The 12,792-nt window shown below is 73.0% G+C and carries 7 protein-coding genes; 6 read left to right on the forward strand and 1 reads right to left on the reverse strand.

Going from position 1 to position 12,792, the window contains the following annotated elements; genetic code table 11:
- From CCN72_RS24675 to CCN72_RS24695, 5 genes are all read left to right on the forward strand, one after another.
- The coding region (locus CCN72_RS24675) for an SDR family NAD(P)-dependent oxidoreductase (RefSeq protein WP_143664190.1) at window positions 1-4,117 on the forward strand (4,117 nt) is incomplete at its 5' end.
- 58 nt (window positions 4,118-4,175) lie between these two features.
- On the forward strand, window positions 4,176-5,432 hold the full coding sequence (ccrA, locus tag CCN72_RS24680; RefSeq protein ID WP_086809704.1) for a crotonyl-CoA carboxylase/reductase: 1,257 nt from the start codon (window positions 4,176-4,178) through the stop codon (window positions 5,430-5,432).
- Window positions 5,433-5,476: 44 nt separating this feature from the next.
- Window positions 5,477-6,676: a cytochrome P450 gene (locus CCN72_RS24685; RefSeq protein WP_086809706.1), complete on the forward strand. Its 1,200-nt coding sequence runs from the start codon at window positions 5,477-5,479 to the stop codon at window positions 6,674-6,676.
- Between the two features lie 70 nt (window positions 6,677-6,746).
- A complete protein-coding gene (locus CCN72_RS24690; RefSeq protein WP_086809708.1) occupies window positions 6,747-7,961 on the forward strand; it encodes a cytochrome P450 in 1,215 nt (404 codons plus the stop codon).
- A gap of 44 nt (window positions 7,962-8,005) precedes the next feature.
- Entirely contained in the window at window positions 8,006-8,200 is a 195-nt protein-coding gene (locus CCN72_RS24695; protein ID WP_086809710.1) for a ferredoxin, read from the forward strand.
- Between the two features lie 21 nt (window positions 8,201-8,221).
- On the opposite strand, the gene CCN72_RS24700 is transcribed toward CCN72_RS24695, so the two are convergent.
- Window positions 8,222-11,788 carry an ATP-binding protein gene (locus CCN72_RS24700; RefSeq protein WP_086809712.1) on the reverse strand — a complete coding sequence of 1,189 codons (3,567 nt, stop codon included), beginning with the start codon at window positions 11,786-11,788 and terminating at the stop codon, window positions 8,222-8,224.
- Window positions 11,789-12,189: 401 nt separating this feature from the next.
- Between CCN72_RS24700 and CCN72_RS24705 the strand changes: the two genes are divergently transcribed.
- Window positions 12,190-12,741 carry a helix-turn-helix transcriptional regulator gene (locus CCN72_RS24705; RefSeq protein WP_086809714.1) on the forward strand — a complete coding sequence of 184 codons (552 nt, stop codon included), beginning with the start codon at window positions 12,190-12,192 and terminating at the stop codon, window positions 12,739-12,741.
- The last annotated feature ends 51 nt before the right edge of the window (window positions 12,742-12,792 follow it).

The following is a 12,792-nucleotide window of genomic DNA, read 5'->3' on the forward strand; positions in this document are numbered from 1 at the left end:
GCCGCTGTCCGCCAGGACCGCCGGGTCCCTGCGCGAGCAGGCCCGCCGGCTCCTGACCCACCTCGACCGCGACGAAGAGCTCTCCCTGCCCGACGTCGGCCGCGCCCTCGTCACCACCCGGACCCGGCTGGAGCAGCGGGCCGTGATCGTCGGCCGCGACCGGCACGGCATGCGGGCCGGACTCGCCGCGCTCGCCGCCGGCACCCCTGCGGACCATGTGGTCCAGGGCACCGCCACGGCCTGCGGCAAGGTCGCCTTCGTCTTCCCCGGCCACGGCTCGCAGTGGACGGAGATGGCCCGCGAACTCCTCGACACCGCACCGGAGTTCGCCGCACAGGCGACGGCCTGCGCCGAGGCGTTCGCCCCCTACCTCGACTGGTCCCTGCTCGATGTGCTGCGCGCCGCACCGGGCGCACCGGACCTGGCCGAGGTGGAGGTCGCCCAGCCCGCGCTGTTCACCGTGATGGTGTCGCTGGCCGCGCTGTGGCGCGCGCACGGGGTGACACCCGCCGCCGTCGTCGGCCACTCCCAGGGCGAGGTCGCCGCCGCGTACGTCGCGGGCGCGCTGACCCTGGACGACGCGGCGCGGATCGTGGCCCTGCGCAGCCGCTGCCTGACCAAACTCATCGGCAAGGGCGCGATGCTCGCTATCGCCCTGCCCGCCGACCGGGTGCGCGCACGCCTGGAGAAGTACGGCGACCGGCTGTCGGTCGCCGCCGTGAACGGGCCCGCCGCCCTGACCGTCTCCGGAGAGCCCGACGCCGTCGACGCCCTCCTGGCGGAACTCGAAGCCGAGGGCGCCCGCGTGCGCAAGGTCCGCGGCGCCACCGGCGCCGGACACTCCGCCCAGGTCGAGAGCCTGCGCGAAGAGATGCTCGACCTGCTGGCCCCGGTCGCCCCGGCCACCGCGGACATCCCCTTCTACTCCACGGTGACCTGCGCCGCGCAGGACACCGCCACCCTGGACGCCGAGTACTGGTACCGCAACGCGCGCCACACGGTGGAGTTCGAACGGACGGTACGCGCGCTGCTGGCCGACGGGCACGGGGTGTTCGTCGAGTGCAGCCCGCACCCGCTGCTCGCCGACGCGGTGCAGCAGATCGCGGAGGACGCCGAGGCCGAGGCCGTGACCGGCGCCTCGCTGCGCCGGGACCAGGGCGGCATGGAACGCTTCCTGCGCTCCGTGTCCGAACTGCACGTCAGCGGCGTGCCCGTGGACCTGGCGGTCCCCTTCGCCGGACATCCGGTACGACGCGTGGACCTGCCGACGTACGCGTTCCAGCGGCGCCGGTACTGGCTGGAGAGCGCCGACCCGGCACCCGCGGGCGTCGACCCGGTCGAGGCCGGGTTCTGGGAGCTGGTGGAGAACACGGACCTCGCCGGACTCACCGAACGGTTCGGAGCGGAGGACGCCGCCCTCGTCGGCCCGGCGCTGCCGGCGCTCTCCGCGTGGCGTCGGCGAAACCGTGAGAAGTCCGCAGTGGACGGCTGGCGTTACCGTGTCTCCTTCCGGCGGCTGCCCGACGACCCGGCGCCTGGCCTGGACGGCCTGTGGCTCGCCGTCCTGCCCGCCGGTCTGGCGGACGGACAGTGGCCGCCCTGCGTCGTCGGCGTGCTCGGCGCCCACGGCGCCAAGGTGCGCGTCGTGGAGATCCCCGCCGACAGCGACCGGGCGCGGACGGCACGGCTGCTCGCCGAGGAACTCGGCGGCGAACAGCCCGCCGGTGTCCTCTCCCTGCTCGGCCTCGCCCCCGGCGCCCACCCGGGCCACCCGGCGCTGTCCGCGAGCCTCGCCATGACCCTCACCCTGATCCAGGCGCTGGGCGACCTGGACGTCCAGGCCCCCCTGTGGTGCGCCACCCGCGGCGCCGTGTCCACCGGCGCGACCGACCCGCTGCACGATGTCGGCCAGGCCCAGCTGTGGGGCCTGGGCATCGTCGCCGCGCTCGAACTGCCCCGGCGCTGGGGCGGTCTGGTCGACCTGCCCGACACCGTGGACAAGCACACCCTGCGCCGACTGGCCGGAGTACTGGCCCAGCACGAGGAGGACCAGCTCGCCGTACGGGCCGAGGGCGTGTACGGCAGGCGCCTGCTCCGGGCCCGGCCCGCCGACACGGAGCCGGCCACACCGTGGCAGCCGCGCGGCACCGTCCTCGTCACCGGCGGCACCGGCGGTGTGGGCCGCCACCTCGCCCGCTGGCTCGCCGGAGCGGGCGCCCGGCACCTGGTGCTCACCAGCAGGCGCGGACCCGACGCCCCCGGCGCGGCGGAACTGCGCGCGGAGCTGACCGCCCTGGGGGCCGAAGTGACCATCGCCGCCTGCGACATCGCCGACCGTGCCGCGCTCGCCCGACTGCTCGCCGGCATCGAGTCCCGGCACCCGCTCACCGCGGTGCTGCACGCCGCCGGCACGGCACGGTCGTCCCTGCTGGCCGACGCCGACCTCCAGGAGTTCGCCGAAGCCGCCGCCGCCAAGGTCACCGGCGCGGTGAACCTGGACGAACTGCTCGACGGCCGCGCACTGGACGCGTTCGTCCTCTTCGCCTCCGGCGCGGGCGTCTGGGGCAGCGGCGGCCAGGCCTCCTACGCCAGCGCCAACGCCTTCCTCGACGCCCTCGCCCTGCGGCGGCGGGCCCGCGGCCTGACCGCGACCTCGGTCGCCTGGGGCGGCTGGGCGGGCGGCGGCATGGTCGACGACGCGGTGCGGGAACGCGGCGAGCGGCGGGGCCTGGGCGTCATGCCCCCCGAACTCGCGATCGCCGCGCTGCGCCAGGCCGTCGACCACGACGAGGCGGCCCTCACCGTCGCCCCGATCGACTGGGAGAAGTTCCTGCCCGCCTTCACCGTGGGACGGCCCAGCCCGCTCCTGGCCGAACTGCCCGACGTACAACGGCTCCTGGCGGCCGAGCGGGACGAGGGCGAGGAGAGCGGCGCCGGAGCGGAACTGGCCACCGAACTGGCCCGGCTCGAACCGGCCGAGCGGGAGGAGAAGCTCCTGGAGCACATCCGCTCCCAGAGCGCCGTGGTCCTCGGGCACGAGTCCGCCGAGGACGTCCTGCCCACCGCGCACTTCCTGGAACTCGGCTTCGACTCGCTCACCGCGATCGACCTGCGCCGCCGCTTGTCCGCCGCGACCGGCCTGCGGCTGCCCGCCGGACTGGCCTTCGACCACCCCACGCCCGCCCGGCTCGCCCGGCACCTGCTGACACTCCTCCAGGGCGCCGGCGGCGGCGCGGCGCAGGAGCGGCCCACCGACATGCTCGTCCAGCTCTACCGGCACGCCAGCCGGACCGGAACGGCCGCCGAGGCCATGGGCATGCTGATGGAGGCGGCCCGCTTCCGGCCCTCCTTCGAGCACCCCGAGGACCTGGCCCAACTCCCCGCCCCGGTACGGCTGTCCCAGGGCGACGACCTCCCGTACACGGTGATGTGCTTCTCGCCGTACGTCGTACCGGCCGGGGCACACCAGTACGCGCGGTTCGCCGCGCCCTTCCGCGACCGGCTGGACATGTGGGCGCTGGTCAACCCCGGCTACGAGCAGGACGAACCGGTCCCCGCCGACCCGGACGCCGTGCTCCGGCTGCACGCCCGGACCGTACGCGAGTGCGCGGGCGGAAAGCCGGTCGTCCTGCTCGGCTACTCCTCGGGCGGCTGGATCGCCCACGGCGTCGCCGCACACCTGGAGGCCATGGGGGAGCGGCCCGCGGCCGTGGTGATGGTCGACAGCTTCAGCCGCGCGCTCCCCTTCGACCGCCAGGTGCTCAACGCGATGGCCCAGGCGCAGTCGGAGCGCCTGGACTTCATGAGGTCCGGCGGCGAGCAACTCACCGCGATGGGCCGCTACATGCGCCTGTTCGACGACTGGGCCGCGCCCGAGATCACCGCGCCGACCCTCCTGGTACGGGCGAGCGAGCCCGTACCGGCCGCCGCCGCGGACGGCGGCGGGCGGGCGGCACCGCCCGAGCACGTGGACACGACCGTCGAGGTCACCGGAAACCACTACTCGATGCTGGAGGACCACGCCGGTACCACCGCCGCGGCGGTGCACTCCTGGCTGGCGGACGTCGCGACCGAGGCGACCCGCCCCGCCGCATCCGAGGACACGACCACCGCATGACCGGCCCGCGGCCACCGCGAGCCATGGACACCAACCGCGCAGACGTGGGAGACAAACCATGACCAAGGCTCTTTACGAGATCGGCGAGACCCCGCCGCTCGGCGAGGTACCGGAGCGGATGTACGCCTCGGTGATCCGCCAGAGCCGCTTCGGCGAGCCGAAGCAGGCGTTCCGTACCGAGGTCGTCGACACCCCGGCGGTGGGCCGGGGACAGGTGCTGGTCTATGTGATGGCCGCCGGCATCAACTACAACAACGTGTGGTCCTCGCTGGGCAAGCCCGTCGACGTCATCGGGATGCGGCAGCGCCAGGGCCAGCCCGAGGACTTCCACATCGGCGGCTCGGAGGCCTCCGGCGTGGTCTGGGCCGTCGGCGAGGGCGTCCGCCATGTCAAGGTCGGCGACCATGTGCTGCTCACCAGCGGCCAGTGGGACGAGACCGCCAAGGACATCCGGCTCGGCACCGACCCGCTGGTCTCGGAGAGTATCAAGGCCTGGGGGTACGAGACCAACTACGGCTCCTTCGCCCAGTTCTGCCGCGTCGACGAGTACCAGTGCCACCCCAAGCCCGCCCGGCTGACCTGGGAGGAGTCGGCGGCCTTCCTGCTCACCGGGCCCACCGCCTACCGGCAGCTGCTCGGCTGGCAGGGCAACACGGTCCGCCCCGGCGACCCCGTGCTGATCTGGGGCGGCGCGGGTGGCCTCGGCTCCATGGCCATCCAGCTGGTCCGGCTGGCCGGCGGCATCCCGATCGCCATGGTCTCCAGCGAGGACCGCTCCGAGTACTGCCGCCGTCTCGGCGCCGCGGGCACCATCAACCGCCGCGACTTCGACCACTGGGGCCGGCTGCCCGACGTCGGGGACGCCGAGGCCTCGGCACGGTTCCTGCGCGGCGCCCGCGGGGTCGGCAAGAAGATCTGGGAGATCCTCGGCGAGCGCAGGTCCCCGCGGATCGTCCTGGAGCACAGCGGCCAGGACACCCTGCCCACCTCGATGTACCTGTGCGACAACGCCGGCATGGTGGTGATCTGCGGCGGCACCTCCGGCTACAACGGGGACGTCGACCTGCGCCACCTGTGGATGCGCTCCAAGCGCCTCCAGGGCTCGCACTACGCCGGCACCCGCGAGTGCCGCGAGGTCATCGAACTCGTCGGCACCGGCATGCTCGACCCCTGCCTGTCCGCCTGCGAGACCTTCCAGGACATCGGGCGCATGCACCAGATGATGCACGACAACGTGCACCCCTCCGGGAACATGGCCGTCCTCGTGAACGCCCCCCGGCGCGGCGAGAGCACCCTCGAACTCCCCGCCGCCTGACCCCAGTCGTACGGCCCACCCCTCACACCAGCACAAGGAGAGCCATGTCCGAGTCCACCGGCGCCGCACCCGCCGTACCCAAGGCCCGCAGCTGCCCGTTCCTGCCGCCGGACGGCATCGCCGAGGTCCGGGCGGCCGCCCCGGTGACCCGGGCCACCTTCACCAGCGGCCACGAGGCCTGGCTGGTGACCGGCTACGAGGAGGTGCGCGCCCTGCTGCGCGACCCCTCCTTCAGCGTCCAGGTGCCGCACGCCCTGCACACCCAGGACGGCGTCGTCACCCAGAAGCCCGGCCGCGGCAGCCTGCTGTGGCAGGACGAGCCGGAGCACACCGCCGACCGCAAGCTGCTCGCCAAGGAGTTCACCGTCCGGCGCATGCAGGCACTGCGCCCGAACATCCAGCGCATCGTCGACGAACGCCTCGACGCCATCGCGGCCCAGGGCGGCACCGTCGACCTGGTGAAGGCCTTCGCCAACCCGGTGCCCGCCATGGTGATCTCCGACCTGTTCGGCGTCCCGGTCGAACGCCGGCCCGAGTTCCAGGAGATCGCCGAGGCGATGATGCGGGTCGACCAGGACGCCGCCGCCACCGAGGCCGCCGGGATGCGCCTGGGCGGGCTGCTCTACCAGCTCGTCCAGGAGCGCCGCGCCAGCCCCGGCGACGACCTGATCTCGGCGCTGACCACCACCGAGGACCCCGACGGCGTCCTCGACGACATGTTCCTCATGAACGCGGCCGGCACCCTGCTGATCGCCGCCCACGACACCACCGCCTGCATGATCGGCCTCGGCGCGGCCCTGCTCTTGGACCGCCCCGACCAGCTGGCCCTGCTGCGCGAGGACCCGTCGCTGATCGGCAACGCGGTCGAGGAACTGCTGCGCTACCTCACCATCGGCCAGTTCGGCGGCGAGCGCGTCGCCACCCGGGACGTGCAGCTGGGCGGCGCCCGCATCGCCGAGGGCGAGCAGGTCGTCGCGCACGTCCTCGCCGCCGACTTCGACCCCGCCTTCGTCCAGGAGCCGGAGCGCTTCGACATCACCCGCCGCCCCGCACCGCACCTGGCCTTCGGTTTCGGCGCGCACCAGTGCATCGGCCAGCAACTCGCCCGCATCGAGCTCCAGATCGCCTTCGAGTCGCTGTTCCGCCGCTTCCCGACCCTGCGCCTGGCCAAGCCCGTCGATGAACTCCGCTTCCGCGACGACATGGTCTTCTACGGCGTGCACGAGCTGCCCGTCACCTGGTGACGCCCGCGCCTGCCGGGGCCGTTCCCGCACCGCCGAACCACCGCACCGCCGATCGCCCGAAAGGCACGACATGACCGAGACCGACTTCCGCCCCACCGGGTCCGAGGCCCCGGCCTTCCCCCAGGACCGGACCTGCCCGTACCAGCCGCCGAAGGCCTACACGGAATGGCGGGGCGAGAGCCCGCTGACCCGGGTCACGCTGTTCGACGGCCGGCCGGCGTGGCTGATCACCGGGCACGCCGAGGGACGCGCACTGCTCGCCGACCCCCGGCTGTCCTCCGACTGGGGCCACCCGGTCTTCCCCGTCGTCGTCCAGCGCACCGAGGACCGCGGCGGACTGGCCTTCCCGCTGATCGGCGTGGACGACCCGCTGCACGCCCGGCAGCGCCGCATGCTGATCCCCAGCTTCGGCGTCAAGCGGATGAACGCCATCCGGCCCAGCCTGCAAAGCCTGGTCGACCGGCTCCTGGACGACATGCTGGCCAAGGGGCCGGTCGTGGACCTGGTGTCGGCCTTCGCCCTGCCCGTGCCCTCCATGGCGATCTGCGAACTCCTCGGCGTCCCCTACGGCGACCACGACTTCTTCGAGGAGTGCTCCCGCGACTTCGTGGGCGCCGCCACCTCCGGGGAGGCCGACGCGGCCTTCGCCAAGCTGTACCAGTACCTGCACGGCCTGGTCGCCAAGAAGCAGGCCGAGCCCGGGGACGGCCTCCTGGACGAGCTGATCGCCCGCCAGCTGGAGGAGGGCGAGCTGGACCACAACGAGGTGGTCATGATCGCCCTGGTCCTGCTGGTGGCCGGCCATGAGACCACCGTCAACGCCATCGCCCTCGGCGCCCTCACCCTCATGCAGCACCCCGAGCAGATCCCGGTGCTGCTGGACGACCCCGCCGCGGTGCCGGGCGTGGTCGAGGAACTGCTGCGGTTCACCTCCGTCTCCGACTACATGGTGCGGATGGCCAAGGAGGACATCGAGGTCGGCGGCACGACCGTCAAGGCCGGGGACGCCGTACTGGTCTCCATCACCCTGATGAACCGCGACGGCCAGGCGTACGACGACCCCGACGTCTTCGACGCCCGCCGCAACGCGCGGCACCACGTCGGCTTCGGCCACGGCATCCACCAGTGCCTGGGGCAGAACCTCGCCCGCGCCGAACTGGAGATCGCCCTCGGGGCGCTCTTCACCCGCATCCCCGGCCTGCGGCTTGCCGTACCCCTGGACGAGGTGCCGCTCAAGGCCGGCCACGACGCCCAGGGCCCGATCGAACTGCCCGTCACCTGGTGACGGCACGGGCGGCAGGAACCGAACGAGGGGGGGCGGGCCACGCCTTGCGCATCACCGTCGACCGTGACCGGTGCATCGGCTCCGGCCAGTGCGTCATGACCGCACCCGGCGTCTTCACCCAGGACGACGAGGCACTGGTCGCCCTGCTCCCGGGACAGGAGGACGGCGCGGGGGACCCCCGCGTCCGTGAGGTCCCCCTGGCCTGTCCGGTGCAGGCGATCGTCATCACCGAGGACTGAGCGGCGGCGGCGTGCGGGAGGCTACGGGGCCACCGGACCGTACGCGTCACGCACGTCGTCGTCATCGAGGCCCAGCAGTTCGCGCAGCAACGGGGTCGCCGGCAGGGCCGGGTGGAGGTACACGCGCTCGCGGCGCTGCTCCACCGCGGCCAGCAGCGCCCGGAAGGTGCTGCGCGCCTCCTCGGTCCGCCCGCCGTGCCACTGGGCCTGACCCAGCAGACCCAGATGCAGGGGGTGGCGCAGGCACGTCCTGGACCGGCCCAGCTCGGCCAGTGAGGCATGCACCAGGGCCAGACCGTCGTCCCGGTCCCCGCAGTGGGCCAGGGCCCACCCCTTGACGACACCCAGCATCGCCTTCCAGTAGAGCAGTCCGTGCTCGCCCGCGACCCGCACGCCCTCGCCGCTGGATGCGAGCGCGGTGCGGGTGTCACCCTCCCAGGCCGCCACGACCCCGTCCACGTACAGCGCGAACGACCGGTCGGACGGCCTGCTCTCGAACTCCGTGATGCGCAGCAGCTCACGCCGGCGCTCTCCGGCGGCCTCCCGGTTCCCGAGCAGCCAGTGGGTGAAGGTGTCGTAGGAGCGGCAGGAGACCCGCGGGTCGTGCTGGAAGGTGCGCGCCAGCGCATGCCCCTCGTCGGCCAGCCGGTCCGCCAGGCCGACGCCCCGCTCCAGCTCGGCGAGTGCCTGCGGCAGCATTCCGCGCACATGCAGCACGATGCCCTCGCCGTACGCCGCGCCGAGCGCCGCCACCGGCTCCCGGGTCCGGCGCGCGATGTCCCGCAGCAGACCGGACAGCTGCCGTGAGGCGTCGTAGCGTCCGGTGACCAGCCGCGACGCGCACAGCGCCCACAGCACCGACGGATCCTCGGGCGCCTGCGTGGCCGCGTTCAGGGCGCGCCCGCGGGCCAGTGCCGTCTCGGCCTCGCGGTGGCCGTAGCCGCGCGTGGTGGCGAGGATCTGGCCGAGCTGGATGTGCAGCCGCTGCTCCAGCCCGGCCGTCGCGGCCTCGTCCGGCGGCAGGAAGCCGATCAGATGCACCGCGCGGCGCAGCCAGATCTCCGCCTGCTCGTACGCCATCGACCGCTCGGCGTGCTCCGTGGCGAGCAGCAGCCGGGGCAGTACCTCCGCGGCGGGCAGCGCGCTCTTGGCGTGCCAGCTGTGGTGGGCCACCCGTTCGATCTCCTCGTCGCCCATCTGCCCCCGGTGGCGGGCGTGCAGCGCCTCGGCGATGCCGGCGTGCAGACGATGGCGGTCCGCGCGCGGCAGTTCCTCGACCAGCGCCTCCCGGACCAGGGCGTGCGCGAAGTGCAGCCGCCCCGGGTGGTGCGGGTCCTCCGCGAGCAGTCCGGCGCGGATGGCCGACTCCAGGCCGGCGATGACCGGTTCGTCGGGCGTGGCGGTCCGGTGCAGCAGATCCGTGTCCACCTCGGCCCCGATGACGGCGCACAGCCGGAGCACCCGCAGCACCGGCTCGGGCAGCGCGGCGAACCGCTGGCGCAGCGCCTCGCGTACGCCGGTGGGAATGTGGGCCAGTAACACATCGACCGCGTCCGGGCGTTGGAGATCGCTGGCATTGCTCACGAGGGACAGCAACTGCATCACGAAGTACGGGTTGCCCTCGCTGCGTCGGTGCAGCACCTCGACCACCTCCGGGTCCACACCGGGCCCCGCGTGCGCCTCGACCAGTGCGCCGACCGCCTTGGGGGACAGCCCGTGCAGCCGCAGCGTGTCCGTCCGGGGACCGCGCAGCACGTCGGAGACCACCCGGCGCAGCGTCGCGTCCGATTCGGCCTCGAACTCCCGGGCCGTGAGCACGATGCCGAGCGATTGGCCCTGGCAGCGGGTGCTCAGCAGCCTGAGCAGATCGAGGGAGGCGGTGTCCGCCCACTGGAGGTCTTCGAGGAGCAGCACGAGGGGGTGGCGCGCGGCGAGGGCGAGCAGCACCTCGCACACCGCGTCATGGGCGAGGAAACGGGCCTGGCACCAGTCGGCGGCCGGTTCCGGACCGTCGGTCCGCAGGGCGGACCGCTCGGGCATCAGCGGGGCGAGCAGGGCGCCGTACGGCTGTGTCGCCTCACGGAAGGCGTCCGGCCGGGTCGTGGACAGCCGCCGCAGGATCTGGGTCCACAGCCAGTAGGCGGGCACGCCCTCACCAGGAAAGCAGTGACTCCAGACCACTTCGAGCCGGGAGCCCCCCTCCCGTGCGTCCATGCCCTCCAGACGCGCGGCGAGTTCGAGCAGCAGCCGGGTCTTGCCGACCCCCGGGGGACCGAGGACACCGGCCACATGGCCATGCCCCACGACGGCGCTCGCGGCGCCGTTCGTCAGCCGGTCCAGTTCCTGGCCGCGACCGGTGAACGGCGACGGGGCGGCGGCCGTCCACCCCGACGCGCACTCCGGGAATCCGCCCGCCTGTTGGGCGGCTGCCGACTCGTCCTCCGCCGTTGGCACGGGGCGCCGCGCGGTCCCGGACCGCGGCTCGACGGAGTTCGTCCGTACGCCCGGCGGCAGATCGGCCCGCCCCGCCGCCGAACTCTCCTCGTATGCGGCGGCCTTGCCCGGCTCACCCGCTCCGCCGGTGCCCTCGGCCGTCGCCGCTTCCTCGTGCGTCAGAGTGGTGATCGTCCCGCCGCCCGCGCGCTCCGCGCCCGATAACCCCGATAAGCCCGCTAAACCGGCGCCGTCCGATAACGTGCCGCCCGCAAGCGCCTCCTCCGGCGCGGGCGCGGCGACGGACACCGCGATCTGCTCGGGGGACAACTTCCCGGACGGGGTGCTCGCCCCCGGCTCCTGGCGCAGGATCGCGTTCCTGACCTCGCGCAGCTCGGCCGCGGTGTCCACCCCGAACTCCTCCACGAGATGACTGCGCGTGCGCTCGTACACCTCGAGCGCCTCGGCCTGCCGCCCGAGCCGGGACAGCGCCGTCATCAGATGGCCGACCAGCCGCTCCCGCGTGGGATGGCGGCGGGCCTCCCCGTCCAGATCCGCGGCGACCTCCTCGGCCGCGCCGAGGACCAGCCGCGCCTCCGCGCAGGACTCCACCGCGGTGAGCCGGATCTGCTCCAGCCGGGCGCACTCGTCGCTGAGCGGCGGGTGGCCGTCGAACTCCGCGTACGGTGAGTCGCGCCACAGCCCGAGGGCCTCGGTGAACCGGGCGTGCGCGGTACGCGGATCGTGCTGCTCCAGCAGCCGCCGCCCATCGGTGACCAGACGCTCGAACCGGCAGGCGTCGACGTGTTCGGGATCGAGTTCCAGGACATACCCGGGCGTCCGATGCCGAAGCACCGAAAGTTGGCCCGTTTCCGCCGTGTCCAGGGTCCGGCGCAGATGGGAGACATGACTCTGGAGGGTCGCGACGGCATGCCGGGGCGCGCCGTCACCCCACAGTTCTTCCACGAGCAGTTCGGTGGGCACCACCCGGCCCAGCCGGATGAGCAGCAGGGCGAGCAGCGTGCGCCGTCGCGGCGGGCCGAGGGGGAGCTCACGCCCGTCGCGCCGTGCCGACATGGGCCCCAGAACGCTCAGGAAGGGCTCGGCCGGGCCGGGGGTCATGGGCGACGCGTTCGCGGTGGGAGGCGCGGACATGACGGTCCCCAATCTCTTACGGGTACGGCTGGTTGACGGACGGCTTCGAGCACCGGCGGTCGCAGGGCGTCCGCTACCGATCATGACATAGCGAAAGCACCCGCTGAGCTGGCGTTCCGACGATTGGCAAGAAAGCGGAAGGTGTTGGGCAAGGATTTCGACAAGGGGTCCTGAAAACGACGGCAGTCGACGGCAAGTGGACGTCAGCGACTCGTCCAGGACCCCGCAAGGTCGGTGACGCAGGATGTCCGGGTCTGGAGATACTGCTGGTCCAGGGCCGATGACGCCCCTGCCGACGGTCCCCACGGCCGTCCACCAGCCTCCGAATTGATTTCGCGCTCAAGTCTTCGACAGGGAGCACATTCTTGCTGAGTCCAGCACCTGCAGCTCCGGGCCTGTGCGTGGCAAGCCTCGATAAAACACTGGCCATCCAGCAGGCGAACCAGGAGTTCTTCCGGCAGTTCAACGCCTCGTCCGAGGACCTATGCGGCCGTAATTTCCGCGACGTGGTCCACCCGAGCGCGCGGCAGCCGTTGGTGCGCCAATTCGCCAATTTGTTGGAAGGCAAGCACCAGCGATTCGTCACCCCCGTCCTCGCGGTGGGGCCCGGCGAGGAGAGTGCCTTCACCGTTCCCCTCACCGCGGTCGCGGTGCGCGGGGGAGTGCCCNNCACCGCCGGGGACGGCGAGGAAGCACGCGTGGTGTCCAGGCGCAAGAAGATCCTCTCCTCGATGGACGCCCGCATCCTGGAGGGCATCGCCGCCGGTGTCTCCACCATCCCCCTCGCGGCGAGCCTCTACCTCAGCCGGCAGGGCGTCGAGTACCACGTGACCTGCCTGCTGCGGAAGCTGAAGGTCCCCAACCGCGCCGCACTGGTCTCCCGCGCCTACTCCATGGGCGTGCTCAAGGTCGGTGCCTGGCCGCCCGAGGTCGTCGAGGACTTCGTGAAGTGAACGGGTCCCCGCCCGTGGACTTCACGAAGTGAGCGGGCTCCCCGCCCGCAC

This window comes from Streptomyces murinus (genome assembly GCF_002154555.1).
Lineage (GTDB): Bacteria > Actinomycetota > Actinomycetes > Streptomycetales > Streptomycetaceae > Streptomyces > Streptomyces murinus.

Coding starts and splice junctions, on each gene's coding strand:
- CCN72_RS24690 (WP_086809708.1), top strand. CDS start 6,747: ATGACCGAGACCGACTTCCGCCCCACCGGGTCCGAGGCCCCGGCCTTC.
- CCN72_RS24685 (WP_086809706.1), top strand. CDS start 5,477: ATGTCCGAGTCCACCGGCGCCGCACCCGCCGTACCCAAGGCCCGCAGC.
- CCN72_RS24700 (WP_086809712.1), bottom strand. CDS start 11,788: ATGTCCGCGCCTCCCACCGCGAACGCGTCGCCCATGACCCCCGGCCCG.
- ccrA (WP_086809704.1), top strand. CDS start 4,176: ATGACCAAGGCTCTTTACGAGATCGGCGAGACCCCGCCGCTCGGCGAG.